Annotated in this window: 18 protein-coding genes and 1 pseudogene; 15 read left to right on the top strand and 4 right to left on the bottom strand. The window is 41.0% G+C overall.

Annotated features, from left to right (window positions below):
• The first annotated feature begins 637 nt into the window (after window positions 1–637).
• Entirely contained in the window at window positions 638–2,134 is a 1,497-nt protein-coding gene (locus AC27JR_RS05035; protein ID WP_487172951.1) for an NAD(P)H-hydrate dehydratase, read from the top strand.
• Between the two features lie 56 nt (window positions 2,135–2,190).
• On the opposite strand, the pseudogene rnk reads toward AC27JR_RS05035, so the two are convergent.
• Window positions 2,191–2,603 (bottom strand): annotated as a pseudogene (gene rnk, locus AC27JR_RS05030) (nucleoside diphosphate kinase regulator).
• Window positions 2,604–3,372: 769 nt separating this feature from the next.
• Between rnk and AC27JR_RS05025 the strand changes: the two are divergent.
• Together AC27JR_RS05025 and AC27JR_RS05020 are read left to right on the top strand one after the other, a co-directional pair.
• The gene (locus AC27JR_RS05025) at window positions 3,373–4,278 is read left to right on the top strand and encodes an ABC transporter ATP-binding protein (RefSeq protein ID WP_487172950.1); all 906 of its coding nucleotides are present in this window, start codon (window positions 3,373–3,375) and stop codon (window positions 4,276–4,278) included.
• A complete protein-coding gene (locus tag AC27JR_RS05020; RefSeq protein ID WP_410900060.1) occupies window positions 4,278–5,810 on the top strand; it encodes a hypothetical protein in 1,533 nt (510 codons plus the stop codon). Before AC27JR_RS05025 ends, AC27JR_RS05020 begins: the two co-directional genes overlap by 1 nt.
• Window positions 5,811–6,091: 281 nt before the next feature.
• Here AC27JR_RS05020 and groL read toward each other — a convergent pair whose 3' ends face one another.
• The 3 genes from groL to AC27JR_RS05005 all read right to left on the bottom strand — a co-directional run bounded on the left by groL (window position 6,092) and on the right by AC27JR_RS05005 (window position 8,664).
• Window positions 6,092–7,738, bottom strand: coding sequence for a chaperonin GroEL (gene groL, locus AC27JR_RS05015; protein ID WP_008113513.1), 1,647 nt, complete (start codon window positions 7,736–7,738; stop codon window positions 6,092–6,094).
• Between the two features lie 49 nt (window positions 7,739–7,787).
• Window positions 7,788–8,075, bottom strand: coding sequence for a co-chaperone GroES (locus tag AC27JR_RS05010; RefSeq protein WP_008113511.1), 288 nt, complete (start codon window positions 8,073–8,075; stop codon window positions 7,788–7,790).
• Window positions 8,076–8,184: 109 nt separating this feature from the next.
• Complete coding sequence (locus AC27JR_RS05005; RefSeq protein WP_008113509.1) at window positions 8,185–8,664, bottom strand: FxsA family protein; 480 nt, start codon at window positions 8,662–8,664, stop codon at window positions 8,185–8,187.
• A 238-nt stretch (window positions 8,665–8,902) separates the two neighbouring features.
• Between AC27JR_RS05005 and cutA the strand changes: the two genes are divergently transcribed.
• The 12 genes from cutA to hflK all read left to right on the top strand — a co-directional run bounded on the left by cutA (window position 8,903) and on the right by hflK (window position 21,247).
• Entirely contained in the window at window positions 8,903–9,223 is a 321-nt protein-coding gene (cutA, locus tag AC27JR_RS05000; RefSeq protein ID WP_008113508.1) for a divalent-cation tolerance protein CutA, read from the top strand.
• On the top strand, window positions 9,223–11,028 hold the full coding sequence (locus AC27JR_RS04995) for a protein-disulfide reductase DsbD (protein ID WP_487172948.1): 1,806 nt from the start codon (window positions 9,223–9,225) through the stop codon (window positions 11,026–11,028). The genes cutA and AC27JR_RS04995 overlap by 1 nt, the downstream gene beginning before the upstream one ends.
• A gap of 229 nt (window positions 11,029–11,257) precedes the next feature.
• Window positions 11,258–11,710: a type II 3-dehydroquinate dehydratase gene (gene aroQ / locus AC27JR_RS04990; protein ID WP_008113504.1), complete on the top strand. Its 453-nt coding sequence runs from the start codon at window positions 11,258–11,260 to the stop codon at window positions 11,708–11,710.
• A gap of 33 nt (window positions 11,711–11,743) precedes the next feature.
• Window positions 11,744–12,208, top strand: a complete 465-nt coding sequence (gene accB, locus AC27JR_RS04985; RefSeq protein ID WP_008113502.1) for an acetyl-CoA carboxylase biotin carboxyl carrier protein — start codon at window positions 11,744–11,746, stop codon at window positions 12,206–12,208.
• Between the two features lie 26 nt (window positions 12,209–12,234).
• Complete coding sequence (accC, locus tag AC27JR_RS04980; protein ID WP_008113500.1) at window positions 12,235–13,575, top strand: acetyl-CoA carboxylase biotin carboxylase subunit; 1,341 nt, start codon at window positions 12,235–12,237, stop codon at window positions 13,573–13,575.
• Between the two features lie 126 nt (window positions 13,576–13,701).
• Window positions 13,702–14,169, top strand: a complete 468-nt coding sequence (tsaE, locus tag AC27JR_RS04975; protein ID WP_008113499.1) for a tRNA (adenosine(37)-N6)-threonylcarbamoyltransferase complex ATPase subunit type 1 TsaE — start codon at window positions 13,702–13,704, stop codon at window positions 14,167–14,169.
• A 28-nt stretch (window positions 14,170–14,197) separates the two neighbouring features.
• The gene (locus tag AC27JR_RS04970; RefSeq protein ID WP_008113497.1) at window positions 14,198–15,541 is read left to right on the top strand and encodes an N-acetylmuramoyl-L-alanine amidase; all 1,344 of its coding nucleotides are present in this window, start codon (window positions 14,198–14,200) and stop codon (window positions 15,539–15,541) included.
• A 30-nt stretch (window positions 15,542–15,571) separates the two neighbouring features.
• Window positions 15,572–17,398, top strand: a complete 1,827-nt coding sequence (gene mutL / locus AC27JR_RS04965; protein WP_487172947.1) for a DNA mismatch repair endonuclease MutL — start codon at window positions 15,572–15,574, stop codon at window positions 17,396–17,398.
• A 10-nt stretch (window positions 17,399–17,408) separates the two neighbouring features.
• On the top strand, window positions 17,409–18,326 hold the full coding sequence (miaA, locus tag AC27JR_RS04960) for a tRNA (adenosine(37)-N6)-dimethylallyltransferase MiaA (RefSeq protein ID WP_008113495.1): 918 nt from the start codon (window positions 17,409–17,411) through the stop codon (window positions 18,324–18,326).
• Window positions 18,327–18,407: 81 nt separating this feature from the next.
• Window positions 18,408–18,671, top strand: coding sequence for an RNA chaperone Hfq (hfq, locus tag AC27JR_RS04955; protein ID WP_008113494.1), 264 nt, complete (start codon window positions 18,408–18,410; stop codon window positions 18,669–18,671).
• Between the two features lie 16 nt (window positions 18,672–18,687).
• Window positions 18,688–19,977, top strand: a complete 1,290-nt coding sequence (hflX, locus tag AC27JR_RS04950; RefSeq protein ID WP_131691758.1) for a ribosome rescue GTPase HflX — start codon at window positions 18,688–18,690, stop codon at window positions 19,975–19,977.
• A 100-nt stretch (window positions 19,978–20,077) separates the two neighbouring features.
• Window positions 20,078–21,247, top strand: coding sequence for an FtsH protease activity modulator HflK (hflK, locus tag AC27JR_RS04945; RefSeq protein ID WP_008113492.1), 1,170 nt, complete (start codon window positions 20,078–20,080; stop codon window positions 21,245–21,247).
• The last annotated feature ends 1 nt before the right edge of the window (window position 21,248 follow it).

Here is a 21,248-nt window from a genome sequence, read left to right as displayed (position 1 = left end):
GAGAAACCCGTTACAGCAATGTGACGGGTTTTTTGCTGTTTGGGATTTAATAAAAATAGCCAAGAGCCCATGCCGAACTCAGTGGTGGCCGCTCTCGTACATCCTGTACTCCACGGCATTCGTATTCCTATACATCAAACAAAACAGGTCGAAGGCGAGCCCCGCGGAAGGCCGCCCCGACACAATGATAGTATCCCATTTGCTATGTGAAAGTAGGACATTCTACTGCGTTGTCGCTACGAAGTAGCGCACCGACTTCAAATACAAGAAAGCCCGATTCGAAAGAGTCGGGCTTTTTTATGTCTGGAATAAAGTAAAAAAGGTTCTAGGTGAAAGGAAGAGAATTGAGTAGAGCCGATCCCACGACACACTACTGCGCTGTCGCTATGAAGTAGCACACCGATTCCCAATGCAAGAATACAAATGTAAGAGAAGTGCAAAGCATCCGGCTTTAGGTAAAAAATAAGCTCTGCTTTACGCTGAGCTCCTATTAACTTCTCTTGTATGGTGATCCTCGTTATATAAAGTTAATAGATCCTTAAATAAAGCCTTATAGATTACATAACTATGTTTTACTTGAAAAAGAATTTATAAAGCCCAAAATGAAATTAGGTATTCTTATTAAATTGAGCTGTTTATGTCATTACTACTAACGCCACCTAAGTGCGAGCAATTGACCTATTTGTCAAAACAAATAAAAGGGTATGAAGAACAAGCAGTCCATGCTACCGGCGCAGACCTTTACGCGCTGATGCAGCGTGCCGCGGAGGCTGTTTTTTGCTGTTGGAAAACCTTTAATGCAAAACAAACGTTAGTTATTACAGGTAATGGAAATAATGCTGGAGATGGTTATGAGGTAGCTCGGTTAATCAAACAAGCAGATCGGCATGTAGTTGTTTGCGCGATTAATCCGAATAAAGCCTTATCCGGAGATGCAGCAAAAGCACAAAAGCAATGGATTGATTCCGGTGGTGAAATTTGTAACTTTAACGCTGATGCACTCGATGAGTGTGATGTGATAATTGATGCATTACTCGGTACTGGTCTTGAGAATACGGTACGCGATAATGTTGCTACTATTATTAAAGCGGTAAATGAAAGCACTAAACCAATACTGAGTATTGATGTGCCGTCAGGTATTAATGCAGATACAGGCTGTCCTCAAGGAACAGCCATTATGGCCACCAAAACAATGACATTAGTTGGGATAAAGCAAGGACTCACCACGACTAAAGGAAAGCAGCATGCCGGGCAGTTGTATTTCGACGAGTTAGGTATTGGCGAGCAATTTATGAAACTAGCCACCCCTTCTGCCCAGATTATCAATATAGACTGCTTTAAACCTTTGCCTGAGCGCTCAGTGAGTAGCCATAAAGGTAGTCATGGAAAATTATTATGTATAGGAGGAAACCACGGCTCTGCAGGAGCTATTAGATTAAGTGCTGAAAGTGGATTAAGGTCTGGTGCTGGAATGGTAAAAGTGTATACCCATGAACATGCCGTTTTACCTGTGAGCATCGGGCGACCAGAGCTTATGGTAACTAGTGAACACTTGGATGATGCCCTAGCATGGTCAACGTGTGTAGTTATCGGTCCAGGTTTAGGCCAAGATGAATGGGCCCAAAAAACCTTTGATCAGGCAATCAGTTATTGCCAGCAAAACAATATCCCTACTGTTATTGATGCAGACGCCTTAAACTTATTAGCTAAGCAATCATCTTCTCATAAATTAAATAATACCGTGCTAACGCCTCATCCTGCAGAGGCTGCACGGTTATTAAACTTAACTACCTCTGAGGTTGAGTCTGATCGTTTTTATTATGCTCGACAATGTGCGATCAACTTCGCAGCGACCTCTATTTTAAAGGGCGCAGGTACGCTAATCGATAATACCGAGCATACTTGGATATGTGAAAATGGTAACCCTGGTTTGGCTGTAGGAGGAAGTGGTGATGTGCTTAGTGGTATAATTGGGGCGTTAATGGCTCAAGGATTAAATACCAGTGAGGCTGCATGTTATGGCGTTGTGTTACATGCAAAGGCGGGTGATAGAGCCTGTGAACAATCAGGGCAAAGAGGAATGTTAGCCAGTGACTTATTTGCGCATGTAAGAGCACTGATCAATCATAAATAGTAAAAGCAGCAGTGACTGGCTGTGCTAGCTAATGTCTTCGCTGCTTGTTTTGGCTACTATCTGTGAAGCTCGCCAGCTCTTTCAGGCTGATAAGTAACTTCTTTGATGGTTACTGTTACTAATCCACCGCCAGGCTTTGGCCATTCAATTTGATCTCCTTGTGAAAGGCCAAGTAATGCACTACCTACAGGGGCTAAGATTGATATTTTGTCGCCAATTGAATCAATATTTTTTGGGTAAACAAGCGTTAAAGTAAACTCTTCGCCTGTAGATTCAACAACAAAGTTCACAGTTGAATTCATGGTTACCACGGTTGCGGGAACTTCGTGCGGCTCAACTATGCTGGCTCGTGCAAGTTCTGCTTCAAGTTCTTTTTCACCCGCAAAGCTGTTTGCAGGCAACGACTCCATCAGTGCATACACCTATCTGCATCCAGCGATGAAATGATAATTTCAGGTTTTGTATTCAACTTAATATCCTTAATCATGTTAAATAAAATTTACTCTGGCATAGCTTGCAGGAACTCAGTTGCATTGGAATACACTGAGTTAATTTTATTGTTGTTTAGTGAATTTATTTTATCTCTATTGCTAAAAACCCAGCCGAAGCTGGGTTTTTATTTGAGCTAAGTGGTTAGGGGATGATTACATCATGCCGCCCATATAGAGTTTATCCACATGTTTTTATTAAATTCGTTACATGGGAAAATAAGTGATACCCCACTTTATACCCTACCACCTCGAAACCATGGTTAACCGTCTGAATTGTAACAATTTTACTAGTTTATTTAGTGTGAATAACGTTTTATTCGGTTCCTAAGCAGTTCTAGCTAAGAAGTATATTCTTCTAAATAAATAGTCCGCTAATCTCATATTGCTGCCGGTCAAAAAGTTGTCTTGTGATGACCATTCAGTGCGCTTTAGTTTGTTTCACCGTATTCATTATTCCTAAAAAATGGACATTTAAAACGGCAACAACATGGCTTACTACATCGCCTTTACTCTTTTTCTTAAGATAATCAGTTTGGGCGGTTTAGTTAACTTCGGACTTAATTGATTGCTATGAGAAATGAATTTTATTTTGTTCATAACTTGTTCTTATTTCACCAATAGTTAGTTAAATTCACCATTTATTTTTATTACTTAAGTTGTGGTGTTTTTAATTCATTGAATTTAAAGGAGTTATTGTTGGCGTTATTTTTGCTCAGTAATTGAATCTTGATTTATAAGGGAAGTACAATGTTATTGGATATTCAATCACTTAACCATCAATATCAGAGTGGCAAAAAAACTAAGTTTGCAATCAAATCACTGTCGCTGCAAGTTGAGCCGGGAATTTTGGGCTTGTTAGGTCCAAATGGTGCAGGAAAATCTAGCCTGATGCGAATTCTTGCAACGATTACCAAACCAACCCAAGGAAACATCTTCTGGCAAGGGCAAGACATTATTAAGTCACCTCAAGTATTGAGGAACGAATTGGGCTACTTGCCACAGTATTTTGGCGTCTATGATCAGTTATCTGGTATCGAGTTTTTGCAGTACATTGCTAGCTTAAAAGGATTAGATAAATCAACCGCAGATCACATAATTGAAGATTTACTTCATAAACTCAACCTAACGCATGCTGCGCATATGTCACTAAAGGGATATTCTGGCGGTATGAAACAGCGTATTGGTATTGCGCAGGCTCTACTTAATGATCCCAAGTTACTGATTATTGATGAACCAACCGTTGGCCTAGATCCACACGAACGTGCTAATTTTCGTCAGTTATTAACCGAGTTGGCAGGTGAACGTTGTATTCTATTCTCTACGCATATAGTGGCAGATGTTGAATCAATTGCCGATCGCATTGTGATTATGCACTCAGGCCATTTAATTCAATCAGAATCACCAAGTAAACTTCAAGATAAAGTCGCCAATAAATGCTGGCAACTAACGGTCAATTTCGGTGAACTTAAACATATCCAGCATGAATTCATTGTAAGCCATAGCGTGCGAAAAGAATCTAAGGTTGAACTAAATATTGTTGCTGACTTCTGCCCTGATGCAAGAGCCATTTCAAGACCACCGACTCTAGAAGATGCTTACCTTTATTTTACCAGCAACCGACAAGTTCAAACTGCCTATGCGAGGGCAAGTTAATGACTCAAGTATGGCAATGCATCACTGCTGATTTTAAACAACGAACCCGCCAGCAAAGCTTTGTAGTAACACTGCTGGCGATGTCGGTATTAACATTACTTTTTTTCCCTTCCCCTGATGCCCATTATCAAACGCTAGTGATTAATGGTTATCGTGGCATCTACAATAGCGCTTGGCTTGGTGTATGCCTAGCGATGTTGAACGTTTTATTTTTACCGATTATCTGTTTTTATCTGGTCAAAAATGCGCTTGAATTAGACCGACAATCAATGACGGGAGAGCTCATCGCAGCCACTCCTATTAGTAAACTGACGTTTTTATTAGCCAAATGGTGCACGAGTGTACTTATTTTGGTTTCTATTGTGCTGGTTATGCTACTGAGTAGTATTTTGATTCAGATTTATTATGGTGAAAGTTATCAAATAAATCTTTGGGCGTTGATATGGCCTCAGGTAGTTTTTGTCTTGCCAATACTATTAACAATTGCCGCTATCGCGATAATGTTTGAGTCAATTGAATGGCTTAAAGGCGGGTTAGGCAACGTCGTTTATTTTTTCTTATGGATTGGCTCCATTGTTCAAACCATTGAAAGCGTGTCTGGGATTGGAGCATTACTCGATCATTTAGATGCAGAAGTTGCCGAACGTTTTCCATTACAGCAAGGTGATACAAATATAGGGGTAAGTATCACTAATGCAGCAGATGAGATAAACACTTTCGTTTGGCAAGGAATAGAGCCGACAATAGCCAGCCTATGGGGTGCCCTGCCTTTACTTTTTATTTGTCTTAGTTGTTTAGCATTAGCGTTTATATTTTTTGACCGTTTTAGCAAAAATTCAACACCTGAAAATAAGCAATCTTCATGGTTGAATTTCACCTTAAAAGCTAGAGTGACTGACCTACTTGATATTTTCTTTGTTGCTTTAACCAAGCATTTTTCTTTTACTCGCTTATTACGATTAGAGTTAAAATTAATACTCAAAGGTCATTCAGTGTATTGGTTTATCGGTTTGCTGGTGTTAAATATTTTTCAATTGTTTATCAGTCAAGATTTGCTTGTTAGCCTTGTTTTACCTATTTCGTGGTTATGGTGTGTTTTGGTGATCTCTCAACTAGGGCAATTAGAAAAACAAGCGAATACTGTAGAGTTAGTTACTTACAGTAAACAATCATCTATTTTACAAAGCTTGGCCTGCTATTGTGCCGCTTCGATATTATTAGTCTTAGCAAGCATGGGCAGCGTTATCCGCTTTACTGGAAGTGCTGAGTGGTTGTTACTCGTCCAATTGATTATCGCCATTTCATTTACCGTATCGCTAGCCTATTTCTGTGGCGCGTTTACTGGAACAAAACGGATGTTTGAAGTGCTTTATCCTGCACTTTGGTACATAGGACCAATTCAAACAGCATTATATGTCGATTTTTTTGGTGTTAATAGCCAAGCAAGTTGGCAGGCCGGAGTTCCTTATTATTTTGTAGCTATTTCAATAAGCTTACTCATGTTAACGGTTAGTGCCAAAAGCACACGTTAATCTATGTATATAGTAGGGTTCGTTGTAGATCTCTTGCTTGTATTTGATACGTTGAATTGTTTGATAAGCCAATAACAGTCCTTTATAGGAAAGTTGCTAACGGCAGTGATGAGTTGTGAAGCAGGTAATAGGTTTGACTGGAAGATAGCTTTCGCTTTGTTCACAATTAATACATATCAAAACTGTTATTAGATATTCATAAATAGCTAATAAAAAAGCCCAAATATTGCTATTCGGGCTTTCAAAAATTTTAGTAGATTAAGCGGTAATAGAAAAATCTATTACATCATGCCGCCCATACCACCCATGCCGCCCATGCCACCCATATCAGGAGCGCCCGCTTCTTCTTTAGGGATTTCAGCGACCATTGCTTCTGTGGTGATCATTAGACCGGCAATCGATCCAGCAAATTGTAATGCAGAACGCGTTACTTTAGTTGGATCTAGGATACCCATTTCAATCATGTCGTTGTATTCGCCAGTGGCTGCGTTGTAACCGTAGTTACCTTCGCCGCCTTTCACTGCGTTAATAACAACAGATGCTTCGTCGCCTGCGTTTGTAACGATTTGACGAAGTGGTGCTTCCATCGCACGAAGTGCCACTTTAATACCGTGGTTTTGGTCTTCGTTATCGCCTAGTAAATCTACTAATTTGCTAGCAGCACGTACTAATGCAACACCGCCACCTGGTACCACACCTTCTTCAACCGCTGCGCGAGTTGCATGTAATGCATCTTCAACACGGTCTTTTTTCTCTTTCATTTCCATCTCAGTAGCGGCACCTACTTTGATTACTGCAACACCGCCAGCTAATTTAGCCATGCGCTCTTGTAGCTTTTCTTTATCGTAGTCTGAAGTCGCTTCTTCAATTTGTGCTTTGATTTGTGCAACACGGCCGTTAATGCCGTCTTCTTCACCAGCACCATCAATGATTGTTGTGTCGTCTTTAGTGATTACTACACGTTTAGCTGTACCTAAGTCTTCAACTGTTGCCTTTTCAAGCTCAAGGCCGATTTCTTCAGAAATCACAGTACCGCCAGTTAAAACCGCGATATCTTGTAGCATTGCTTTACGACGATCGCCAAAACCAGGTGCTTTAACCGCTGATACTTTTACAATACCACGCATGTTATTAACTACTAGTGTCGCTAACGCTTCACCTTCAAGGTCTTCTGCGATAATTAGTAGAGGTTTACTTGCTTTAGCAACCGCTTCTAATGTTGGTAATAATTCACGGATGTTAGATATTTTTTTATCTACAAGTAAGATAAATGGGTTATCTAGTTCAACCGCGCCTTTTTCAGCGTTGTTGATAAAGTATGGAGATAAGTAACCACGGTCAAACTGCATGCCTTCTACAACATCTAGTTCGTTTTCCAGTGATTGACCTTCTTCAACGGTGATTACACCAGTGTTACGGCCTACTTTTTCCATTGCATCAGCAATGATTTCACCAATTTCTTTATCAGAGTTAGCTGAAATAGTACCCACTTGTGCAATCGCTTTAGTATCAGCACATGGAACAGAAAGCGCTTTAAGTTCTGCAACTGCAGCAATGATTGCTTTATCAATACCGCGCTTAAGATCCATTGGGTTCATACCCGCAGCAACTGCTTTAAGACCTTCGTTTACAATAGACTGAGCAAGCACAGTTGCGGTAGTAGTACCGTCACCAGCAGCATCATTTGCTTTAGACGCTACTTCTTTAACCATTTGTGCGCCCATATTTTCAAACTTATCTTCAAGTTCGATTTCTTTTGCTACAGATACACCATCTTTGGTGATCACTGGAGAGCCAAATGATTTGTCTAGTACAACGTTACGACCTTTAGGGCCTAATGTTACTTTTACTGCGTTTGCTAAAATGTTTACGCCAGTTAGCATTTTTGCACGTGCGTCGCCTGCAAACAGTACTTCTTTTGCTGCCATGTTTAATTTCCTCTAAATTCTTAAAATGTGTGTTAAACGAAAAGTAGGTTTAGCCTACAATGCCTAAAATATTGTCTTCACGCATGATCAGGTACTCTTGACCTTCGATCTTTTCAGTTTTTTCAACATATGAGCCAAATAACACAGTGTCACCGGCTTTCACTTCTAACGCGCGAACGTCACCGTTTTCTAAAACGCGACCATTACCTACGGCAACAACTTCTCCGCGAGTTGATTTTTCAGCTGCAGAGCCAGTTAATACAATACCGCCAGCAGACTTGGTTTCTTCTTCTAGACGCTTGATGATTACGCGATCTTGTAAAGGACGAATGTTCATGTTTTTAGTTCTCCTAACAGTTTCTGAACAGTACAGAAAAAAGTGTATCTAATTTGCTTTCATTAATGGGGGTAGAGTGAAAAATTCCAAGAGAAAAAATGATAAATTTTTAATCTTTTCGCTCGTATTCACCATCTATGGTATTAGGACGGTTTTCATCTTGCTCATGATGCATAGATTGATGAGGTTGTGAAAACCCTGAAGTACTCGTTTGGTGCATACTAGCGCTCATTCTCACTGTTGCTTGGCTGGCAAGTCCTGCGGCTAATTTATTACGAATTGCAGGAGTAAGAAGCAGTAAGCCAAATACATCCGTCATAATACCGGGGGTTAATAAAAGTACCCCTGCAATAATCACGCAAATACCGGTAAACAACTCTTTAGCCGGCATTTGCCCTTGAGCCATTTGCACTTGTACGTTTTGTAATGCGCCCATCCCTTGCTGTTTCACCATTTTCGCACCCACAATAGCGGTTAGTACCACCAAAGCAATTGTTGCGAAGCCACCTATTACGTCACTAACCTGAATTAGCAAGGCAATTTCAATAATAGGAATGATGATAAACAGCAAAAATAAAATTCTAAACATAAGACTCTCTAAAAATGACACTCATTAAGGTGTTAATGAAATATAAGTGAGGGTTGTCGGGTCTATTTTCAAGCTAATAAGAGTAAGTAATAAACTTTAATGTTAGTAAAGTTATAGCTAGTGGGTTTAAGTCACTTTACTGTAAAGACCTCAAATGTTGACAGAGTTCGTGTCTACACATTATACCCGCTATCAGCTACTATGGGGCTAGACCCCCGTAAACAAGTAAAGGTTCACTATGACAACGCAATTTAAACTTATTTTTACCACTTGCAGAGATAACCATGAAGCCCGTTTATTGGCTATGGCGCTAATTGAAAAGAAACTGGCTGCTTGTGTAAATATTTTACCTGCCATGACTTCAATTTACATATGGGAAGGTGAAGTAGCCGAGGCAACTGAAGTGAAGCTGCTAATTAAAACCAAGGCCGATAAAATGAACGATGTATTTTTAACTTTGAAAGATCTTCACAGCTATGAAGTACCAGAAATACAAGTCGTTGATGTAGCAACCGGTAACTTGGCTTACTTTAATTGGATGGATGAGGTGCTTCATTAATGCGCTTTATTTTATTTTTTTTATTAAGCGTATTAATGGCGCCTGTTTGGGCAACACAAAATACCCTTGATGATTTTCTTAAACCAACTCAGCACACATTTTTACCGGTTAACGAAGCGTTTGTATTTGATTTTGATCAGCAAGGTAGTACGTTATTTGTTGGTTGGGATATCGCTGATGACTATTACTTATATAAAGATAAAATAGAAATTATTGCTAAAGGTGCCAGCATTGACGTGCCTGAGTTGGGCTCTGGTGAAGTTATTGAAGATGAGTTTTTTGGTAAAACTGAAGTGTTTTTTAATTCTCTCAGTATTATCAGCAAGCTTAGTAATGTAAGTGAAGATGGCGTTGTTAAGGTGCGTTATCAAGGTTGTGCAAAAGCAGGGCTGTGTTATCCACCTGAAATTATAAGCATTCCATTGAGTGTACTGGCAGGTGAGAATAATACTAATGACAATACCGCAACAAGTAGTGCATTCTCGGCACTTAGCCAACCTGTAGAAAAACCTGTTACTGCAGCAACACCTGAGAAAGAGCTCACCTTTACAGAGCAACTAGCTAGTCAGAGCTTAATGGTTAACCTTGCTATATTTTTTGCTGTGGGTGTAGGTTTGGCATTTACACCGTGTGTATTTCCGATGTTCCCTATTTTATCTAGCTTAATTGCGGGTCAAAAGAACCTGTCTACCAAAAAAGCATTTGCACTGTCATTTGTTTATATTCAGGGTATGGCGGTCACCTATGCTGCATTAGGCTTAGTGGTTGCTGCATTAGGTGGCCAAGTGCAAGGTTACTTACAGCACCCATATGTATTGATAAGTTTTAGTTTACTGTTTGTATTGTTGGCTATGTCGATGTTCGGTTGGTACGAAATAAAATTACCTAGCAGTATGATGAACAAACTAACCCAAGTGAGCAATAACCAAAAAGGCGGTAATTACATTGGGGTATTCCTGATGGGGGTTTTATCAGGGCTCATTGCATCACCCTGTACCACTGCACCTTTATCAGCCGCATTATTATTTGTAGCGCAAAGCGGCGATTACTTAGTCGGTGGACTAACGCTTTACGTACTTAGCCTAGGAATGGGCTTACCACTGTTACTCCTTGGTACATCGGGAGGTAAGCTATTACCTAAAGCTGGCGGGTGGATGGAACAAGTTAAAACTTTATTTGGTTTTATTATGTTAGTTGTGCCACTTATTTTGCTAGAGCGAATTATCGATATCGAGATAATTTTATTATTAGCTGGTTTATTAGCTATCTCCACAGCGCTTTATTTTCATCATTGGCAAAGCGCCCAATCGCAAGGTAAGTTAAAAACTTTACTGTGGTTTATGGCTGTTTTATTAGTGCTCACAGGAATTAACTTAACCAAAAACTATTTTTGGCCAACACCAACAGTGAGTTTGCAAACAACCTCGCAAAGCAATGAGTTTAAACATGTTGCTAACTTGGCCGAGCTTAAACAAGCCGTATCACAAGCAAATAGCGAAGGCCGCATGGTTATGGTGGACTTATACGCTGACTGGTGTGTAGCGTGCAAAGAGTTTGAGCATTACACATTTCCTGACCCGCAAGTGCAAAGTGAGTTTAGCCATTACCAATTGATTCAAATTGACCTAACCCAAAGCGATAATGAAACAATTGAGCTTATGGAAGCATACTCAGTGTTTGGTTTGCCGAGTATTTTATTCTTCAATACCCAAGGTGAAGAGTTAAGTGCACAACGTGTAACTGGCTTTTTAAATGCGGATGATTTTGCTAAGCACCTAGCTGCAGTGCGTGCCAGCGCTGAATAATCATTCTATATGGCACAACATTATATTAATGTTGTGCCATATCACTTCCCTCAAAGTATGTCCCCAGAATAGAGATTAGACCAGTATTTTGCTGCTATTTACTTCGAAATCACTATAATAGTTGGTTAACGTGAGAAATTGTTGCTATCTTACTTTTTTCTGCTTACTTTTTAGAGAAAAACTAGTTAGTAACCGCTTAATTCATTACTTATAGGATATATCGCGTATTATGGCTGCAAAATTAAAGATTTTAGTTATAAATGGCCCAAATTTAAACATGCTAGGAAAGCGTGAACCTGATAAGTACGGTTCGCATTCTTTAGAGCATATTATGAGCGAGTTAAACAGCGCTGCTAATAGTTTAGGTGTGGCATTAACGCATTTCCAAAGTAATAGTGAGCAAGCGCTCATTGAACGCATTCATGATGCTTGGCAAGCGGTTGATTACATAATAATTAACCCAGCAGCATTTACGCACACAAGCGTCGCATTACGTGATGCATTGCTAAGTGTTGATATTCCGTTCTTTGAAGTGCACTTAAGTAATGTGCATGCACGTGAAACGTTTCGCCATCATTCTTATTTTTCTGATGTGGCGCAAGGCGTTATTTGTGGATTAGGTGCAATGGGTTATCACGCTGCTTTAAATGCAGCAGTCAGCCGATTGCAAAACTCAAACTAAATTTAAACTAACAAACTAATAGGCGGGCCGTTTATGGATATTCGCAAGATCAAAAAACTAATTGAATTAGTAGAAGAATCAGGTATTGCAGAACTAGAAATCACTGAAGGTGAAGAATCAGTACGTATTAACCGTAATAACATGAGTGCCGGTCCTGCGTACGCGCAATTTGCACCACAGCAATACGCTCCAGCACCGGCTCCAGCGGCAGCTGCACCATCTGCACCTGCGGCCGTGGAATCTGAAGCACCTGCAGGGCCTACAGGTCATCAAGTTAAGTCTCCTATGGTAGGTTCTTTTTATGCAGCAGCTTCTCCAGAAGCACCAGCATATGTTGAAGTGGGTTCTCAGGTTAAAGTTGGCGACACATTATGTATCGTTGAAGCAATGAAGATGATGAACCAAATTGAGTCAGATAAAGCCGGTACAGTAAAAGCTATTTTAGTAGAAAACGGCGAGCCAGTAGAATTTGATCAACCTTTATTCATCATTGAATAATAGCGCAACGTAAAAGGCCAACTCTCATGTTAGATAAAGTAGTCATTGCAAACCGAGGTGAAATTGCACTTCGTATATTGCGCGCCTGCAAAGAGCTTGGGATCAAAACGGTTGCTGTGCATTCAACGGCGGATCGCGATCTTAAGCATGTATTGCTAGCAGATGAAACCATCTGTATTGGTAAACCTGCAGCAACTGAAAGTTACTTAGACATTCCACGCATTATTGCCGCAGCAGAAATTACTGATGCGGTCGCTATCCACCCAGGTTATGGTTTTCTTGCAGAAAATGCAGATTTTGCCGACCAAGTTGAGCAAAGCGGTTTTGTATTTATCGGTCCTCGTGGCGACACTATTCGTCTAATGGGCGATAAAGTATCGGCAATCGAAGCGATGCGTAAAGCGGGTGTTCCGTGTGTACCAGGTTCTGATGGTCCGGTATCGGATGATAAAGAGCGCAACATGCAAATTGCTAAGCGTATTGGTTACCCGGTAATTATTAAAGCAGCTGGCGGTGGCGGTGGCCGTGGTATGCGTGTTGTTCGCAACGAAGCTGAGTTAATCAATTCAATTGCGCTAACGCAACAAGAAGCGAAACAGTTCTTTGGCAACAGCATGGTTTACATGGAGAAATTCCTTGAAAACCCACGCCATATTGAAGTACAAGTATTGGCCGACGGTCAAGGCAATGCGGTTCACTTAGGCGAGCGTGATTGTTCAATGCAACGTCGTCACCAAAAAGTAGTGGAAGAGGCGCCAGCGCCAGGTATTACTGCAGAAGTACGTAAGTTCATTGGTGAGCGTTGTACACGCGCATGTATCGAAATTGGTTATCGTGGTGCGGGTACGTTTGAGTTTTTATACGAGAACGGTGAGTTTTACTTCATTGAAATGAACACCCGCATTCAGGTTGAGCATCCAGTAACTGAAATGGTCACCGGTGTTGATTTAATCAAAGAGCAATTAAAAATTGCCGCTGGTCAGCCTTTATCATTCACTCAAGAAGATGTGGTTATTCGTGGCCATGCTATTGAGTGTCGTATTAATGCTGAAGATCCAGAAACCTTTATTCCATCACCTGGTAAAATTACCCGTTTTCATCCAGCTGGTGGCTTAGGTATTCGTTGGGACAGCCATATTTACGCTGACTACACAGTTCCTCCACATTACGATTCAATGATTGGCAAGCTAATTACTTACGGTGAAAACCGTGATGTAGCTATTGCCCGTGCACGTAATGCACTTAATGAACTCGTTATCGATGGTATTAAAACCAACACCCCACTGCATAAGCGTATTCTTGCAGATGAAAACTTCAAAAATGGTGGTACAAATATCCACTATCTTGAGAAGAAATTAGGGCTGTAAAGTCTATGCTAATTAAAAACCGGCTTAAGCCGGTTTTTTTATCTTTAAAAAAGAGGCAGTATCACCTTAAATAAATAATCTGGTATGATTAACAAATATGCGCTTTTCGTAAATTTTGAGGTAATCATGTCGTGTAGTTTTAATTTTCATTTAGTCGATGAAAATGCCACTGTTGCTATGGGTAATAAATTAGCTGCCATAATAGAACAGGGCGCAGTTATTTATTTGCATGGTGATTTGGGGGCAGGTAAAACGACATTTACTCGCGGTATAGTGCAAGGTTTTGGTCATACAGGTAAGGTTAAAAGTCCCACTTATACACTTGTTGAGCCCTACGAACTTGCGCGTGGCAATGTTTATCATTTTGATTTATATCGATTAGGTGACCCAGAAGAGCTTGAATTTATGGGGATTCGTGATTATTTTTCAGCAACGGCAATTTGTATTGTTGAGTGGCCGGAAAAAGGTGGAGAATTTATCCCTGTTCCCGATCTAAATGCTACGCTAAGTTATGTAGGTGACGAGCGTAAAATTGTTATTAACAGCGCCAGTGAGCGTGGTGTAGCAATTGTCGAAAAACTAAATAATAGATAATAAAATAGTTAAGGCAGTGATTATCAAAATGAGTCGTGGTTTAGTTAAACTTTTTATTTACCTCATGGTTTTTACAGTGAGCTTGCCATTGTGGGCGCAAAACACTATTAATAGTGTGCGTGTTTGGCCATCACCTGATAGCACTCGGGTGGTGTTTGACCTCGACGATAAACCCGACTTTAGTTACTTTATGTTAAAAAACCCAAGCCGTTTAGTCGTTGATTTAGAAAATACGGATGAGTTGAAAACATTGCCAGGTGTGCCATCAAAGCACCAAATAGTTAGTAAGTTACGCTACTCAAAACCTAAAAATGAACACAGCGTGCGTTTAGTGTTTGAATTAAGCGGACCGGTCAAGCCTGTGGTATTTGCATTGGCACCTACGGGGCCTTATAAAAACAGGTTAGTGGTCGACTTATACGACAAGAGTCAACCTCAAGGGGCGGTCAGTCCGGCACAAACGGCAGCTAAAAAACGCCAGTTAAGCCAAGAACGCGACATTGTTATTGCCATTGATGCAGGCCATGGTGGTGAAGATCCAGGCTCCATTGGCCCTTCAGGTACCTACGAAAAAGACATCACTTTACAAATTGCCAAGCGTTTAGAGCGCATGATTGATGCTGAGCGCGGTATGATTTCGCGTATGGTTCGTAGTGGCGATTACTTTGTAAAACTTAATACACGTACTAATCGTGCTCGCCAGAAAAAAGCCGACTTTTTTGTTTCTATTCATGCTGATGCGTTTACCAGTCCAGGACCCAATGGGGCTTCGGTATGGGTGTTGTCGTTGCGACGCGCCAACTCAGAAATAGGTAAATGGATTGAGGATAAAGAAAAGCACTCTGAGTTACTTGGCGGGGCCGCTGATGTTATTAAAGATGCTGCTAATGAAAAGTACTTAGCGCAAGCCTTGCTTGATATGTCGATGGATCATTCAATGAAAACAGGGCTTAATGTTGCAGATGAAGTAATAAAAGAATTAAGAAAAGTAGCAAAAATGCATAAAAAGGCACCGCAACATGCCAGCCTTGCAGTATTAAAGTCGCCAGATATTCCGTCTATTTTAGTTGAAACTGGATTTATCTCTAATCCTCGTGAAGAGCGACTGCTTAAAAGCGCCAATCACCAAGAGCGTTTGGCGAAAGCCATGTTTACCTCAATTAAAAATTACTATTTGCGCAACCCACCCGACGACTCTCTGTTTGCGTCATTAAAGTCTCAATACCCAACAAAGCACAAGGTACGTCCGGGGGAGTCATTGAGTATGTTGGCAGGGCGATATGGTGTCAGTATTAATCAAATTAAACAGGTTAATAAGCTCAGTTCAAATACGCTATTTATTGGTCAAGAACTTGATATTCCTCAGAGTTAATTTTAAAAGCGCACAACATTTAGGGTTTTTATGAGTATTGAAATATTACCTGCGCGCTTGGCAAACCAGATTGCGGCGGGTGAAGTTGTTGAGCGTCCGGCATCGGTGGTTAAAGAGTTAGTAGAAAATAGCCTAGATGCAGGCGCGACACGTATTCAAATAGATATTGAGCGCGGTGGTCATAAGCTGATTCGAATTCGTGATAATGGCTCAGGGATTGCAAAAGAGGAGCTCACATTAGCGCTCTCTCGCCATGCTACCAGTAAACTAAAGTCGCTAGACGACTTAGAAAATATTTGTTCTCTAGGCTTTAGAGGTGAAGCTCTCGCGTCCATTAGCTCAGTATCTCGCTTAACCTTAAGCTCTAAGCCCGAACAGCAAGAAGCTGCTTGGCAAGCCTTTGCACAAGGCCGAGATATGGCCGTGGAGGTAAAGCCTGTGGCACATCCCAGCGGTACTACAATTGAAGTAAAAGACTTATTTTTTAATACCCCAGCACGGCGTAAGTTTTTACGTACCGAAAAAACCGAGTTTAGCCATATTGATGAGCTTATAAAGCGGATTGCGCTGAGTCGCTTTGATGTATCAATTACGTTAACTCATAACGAAAAAGTAGTGCGGCAGTATCGCGCTAAAACCGATCCTGCTCAAGCGATTACGCGAGTTGCCCAAGTCGCGGGTAAAGCGTTTGCTGAACAGGGACTACATATCCAATCAGGCGAATCAGGGCTACAACTACATGGTTGGGTGCTGCCAGTTGGCTCGGCCAATACCACACAGTACACCTATGTAAATAATCGTATGATGCGCGACAAACTTATTCTGCATGCTATTCGCCAAGCATTTGAAGAGGTCAGTGGTGAGCAAGAGTTACCTGGGTTTGTGATTTATATTGATATAGATCCACGTCAAGTAGATGTGAACGTACATCCTGCTAAACATGAGGTACGCTTTCATCAAGGGCGCTTGGTACACGACTTTATTTTACAAGCGATTAAACAAGTTGTTGTGCCGCTTCAAGCTGAGTTTGTTAATTCGCCAGCCGCTCACACGCATCATTCACCGGTTACATCGTTTAACCAAGAACACACGACCAATAGTGAACTTTTTGATTATCCTAAGTCGTCATTACAACCAAGTCATTCGCCATCTACAAGCGGTGCCTCTTATAATGGCAGTCGTCAGGGCGGAGGCAGACAGGTGCGTGCCGAAAGCCAAAATTACCATGACGTAAATGCGTTTTATCAGGGCGTGAATGAGCAACAAGCGCAGCACTTTGATAATCCAGTGCCATTTGTGCAATCAGATGAGACCCAAGTATCAGATACAGCACTGCGCACTGTCGATATAATAACCATGGAACAAGGCGCTTGTGTGTTTAATGATGAGAACCAACTTTATTGTTCACACTTTAAATATGCGCTAGCGGATGATTGGCTTGCACAAATTAAAGAGCAAGGCAGCCTTGAGGGTAAAGCATTGTTATTACCCGTGCGGGTTAACGTATCAAAACAGGATACTGAGCTACTGGCTGCGCAACAATCATGGTTTACTTTGCTTGGTTTTGAACTTTTAATTGAAAAACAGTTTGTTATGGTTAAAAAGTTGCCTGTTTGCTTGTACTTACTTGATGTGAGTGCCGCAGTAGATGCCTTACTTGAGGGGTGTAAAGCCCAATTAGAAAGTATTGATAAGTGGTTAGCGTGGCAGTTAAATGTAATACCCACACGGTTCTATGCCAGTAATGCCTTTGCAGCACAGCAAACTCGCTTACAAAATAATGCGCAAACAATTGAACGTTTACGTGAAAAAGCGGTTAAAATAGAATTAAAGTCTTATCTAGCGCAATTTAATTAGGGTATTCGTGTTGAGTAATTTACCGGTCATATTTTTAATGGGCCCCACCGCTGCTGGTAAAACAGCATTGGCAATTTCACTGTGTGAGCATTTAAATACTGAAATTATCAGCGTTGATTCGGCACTGGTTTATAAAGGTATGGATATTGGTACCGCTAAACCGGATGCCGATGAACTAGCACGTGCTCCACATCACTTAATTGACTTACTTGATCCAAGCGAAACTTATTCAGTGGCTGATTTTAGACGCGATGCAATAGAAAAAATTGATAAATTTCATCAACAAGGTAAAGTGCCTGTACTGGTTGGAGGTACAATGATGTACTTTAAAGCCTTAATTGATGGACTATCTCCTTTACCTGAGGCTGATGAGCAGATAAGGGCAGAACTTGAAATGCAGGCGAAACAGCATGGCTGGCCACATTTGTATCAAGAGCTATTAAGAATAGATCCTCAAGCAGCGCAAAAGATGAGTGAAAATGATTCACAACGAATTAATCGCGCTTTAGAGGTTTACCGTATAACAGGTAAAACAATGACTGAATTGCAAAAGCAAAAACAGCCACCTTTACCTTACACTTTTCATCAATTTGCTATTGCTCCAGATGATCGTAAAGAGTTACACCAGCGAATTGCAGAAAGGTTTAAAATAATGATTGAACAGGGGTTTGAAAAAGAAGTTTCGACCCTATATCTACGTGAGGATTTACATCCCAATATGCCTTCTATTCGTTGTGTAGGTTATAGACAGATGTGGGATTACCTTGCGGGTGAAATAGATCACGATGAAATGGTTTTTCGCGGTATTGCTGCCACACGTCAATTGGCTAAGCGTCAATTAACGTGGTTAAGAAGTTGGCCTGACGTTACATGGTTGACAACCGGTGATGAAGAAAACTTGCATCGTGTAGTAAGTTCGCTAAGCTAGTAGTAGTTGGACAAAATTTAGCTTTGTTAAATTAGTTCAGCCACTTAATTATAATAACACCTAGAACGAAGGAATAATAACATGGCAAAAGGCCAATCGTTACAAGACCCATTTTTAAATGCATTACGCCGCGAGCGCATTCCAGTATCAATTTTTTTGGTAAATGGCATAAAATTACAAGGTAAAATTCAGTCATTTGACCAATTTGTAATTTTACTGGAAAACACTGTTAATCAAATGGTGTATAAACATGCAATTTCAACAGTTGTACCTGCACGCGCAGTCAACTTCCAAGGTGTACAGGGAAATGAAGACACTGAAGAAACTGAACCTGGAAACTTTTAAATTAGGAGCGTAATGCTTGTTTGACCGCTATGAATCTGGCGAACAGGCAATTTTAGTCCATATCGACTTACCTAAAGATGGGGATCGTGAAGATCTTCATGAATTAGAAATGTTGGTATCTTCTGCTGGTGTTAGTAGTTTGGCGGTTGTGCAAGGCAGCCGTCAAGCACCACATCCTAAGTTATTTGTCGGTACCGGCAAAGCGGAAGAAATAGCTGAAATTGTCAAAATCCACAATGCCGATGTTGTCATTTTTAACCATCAGTTGAGCCCGTCTCAAGAACGCAATTTAGAGCGTGTTTGTCAATGCCGGGTGCTTGACAGAACAACACTTATTCTTGATATTTTTGCTCAGCGTGCCCGTACTCATGAAGGTAAACTTCAAGTTGAGTTGGCGCAGCTTCGCCATATGTCTACACGCTTAATCCGTGGGTGGACTCACCTTGAGCGCCAAAAAGGGGGGATAGGCTTACGTGGTCCGGGTGAAACGCAGCTAGAAACCGATCGACGTTTATTGCGCGCACGTATTAAAAATATTCGTGCACGACTTGCCAAAGTGGCTGTACAGCGTGAACAAGGTCGACGTGCTCGTACACGTAATGAAATTCCAACAGTGTCGCTGGTGGGCTATACCAATGCCGGAAAATCAACACTGTTTAACTACATTACCGATTCAGATGTGTATGCAGCCGATCAACTATTCGCCACTCTAGATCCAACGCTACGTAAACTCGATATAGGTGATGTTGGCTCCGTTATTTTAGCGGATACTGTAGGGTTTATTCGTCACTTACCGCATGATTTAGTGGCTGCATTTAAAGCAACCCTAACCGAGACGCGTGAAGCCGATTTGCAACTGCATGTGATAGATGTAGCTGACCCTCGCCGAAAAGAAAATATTGAACAGGTACAAGAAGTCCTTAAAGAGATTGAAGCCGACGAGGTACCGCAGTTATTAGTTTATAACAAAATTGATGCGCTTGATGAGGTAACGCCACGTATTGATCGTGATGACGAGGGCCAACCTATAAGAGTATGGCTATCGGCAAAAACTGGCGAAGGCTGTGAATTACTTAGTGAAGCTATCAGCGACTTACTCGCTAAACAAATGCTTAACGAAACAATTTTACTCGCACCGCAGTATGGGCGTTTAAGAGCATCGCTATTTAATTTAAGCGCAGTACACAATGAACGGTTTGATGAGCAAGGTAATTGGTTGCTTGATGTACGATTACCTATGATTGAATGGAACCGTTTAATTAAAGATTTTGGCCCTGAAATTGAAAGTTTTATTAGCTGCGATTAAAAACTGCAAGATTAATGTCGGTTTTAGTATAAGAAACGCAGAAGATTTGTTAGATTTAACACAATTTCCGAATTTATTTAGATAACAATGGAGTATAGCTATGGCCTGGAATGAACCGGGTAATAATGGCAATGACAAAGATCCGTGGAATAACAAAGGCGGACGTGATCAAGGCCCACCTGATTTAGACGAGGTGTTCCGTAAATTCAGTAACAAGTTTAACGGCTTATTTGGCGGTAAAAAATCCGGCAATGGTAGCGGTGGTGGACTTGGCGGAGCCGGTATTTCATTTGTACTTATTATCGCTGCAATTGTATGGGCGCTAAGCGGTATTTATACGGTGAAAGAAGCTGAGCGCGGTGTCGTTCTTCAATTTGGTAAGTTTGACCGAATTGCAGATCCAGGCTTGCGTTGGAAAATGACCTTTATTGAAACGGTTATTCCAGTTGATATCGAAGCTGTTCGCTCGTTATCAGCATCAGGTTTTATGCTAACCGAAGATGAAAACGTAGTAAGCGTTGAATTTGAAGTACAGTATCGAGTAATCGACCCTTACTTGTACAAATTTAGTGTTACTAACGCTGACAGCAGCCTTGAAGAAGCATTAGATAGTGCGTTGCGTTACGTTGTTGGTCATTCAAAAATGGACCAAGTACTGACGAACGGCCGTGAAGTTGTGCGTCAAAATACCTGGGATGAGCTAAATCAAATCATCGAACCTTATAATTTAGGTTTAATCGTAACCGACGTTAACTTCAAGGACTCACGTCCACCAATGGAAGTTAAAGATGCGTTTGATGATGCAATTGCAGCCCAAGAGGATGAGCAACGCTTTATTCGTGAAGCAGAAGCGTATGCCCGTGAAATTGAGCCGCGTGCGCGTGGTCAAGTAACTCGTATGACGCAAGAAGCTGAAGGTTACCAAGAACGTATTACTTTAGAAGCGCAAGGTGAAGTGGCTCGTTTTGAGAAATTACTTCCAGAATACCAAGCAGCTAAAGAAGTAACACGTGAGCGTTTATACATAGATACGATGCAAGAAGTGCTGGCTAATAGCTCTAAAGTATTGGTTGATGTTAAAGGCGGTAATAACATGATGTACTTACCACTTGATAAAATCATGGAGAAACAGGGTTCATCAACACGCGTTGCTTTACCTAGCTCAAGCGATATTAACGATTTACGTAACAAGGTAAATACGTCACGCAACAGCACTGTTAATAGTGGTAACGATCGCTTTAACAATGATCGTTTTAACGACGGGAGATAAG

Source organism: Pseudoalteromonas sp. NH0006-26 (assembly GCF_057552415.1).
Note: the sequence above shows the minus strand (reverse complement) of the source record. Positions and strands in the feature narration are given on the sequence as shown.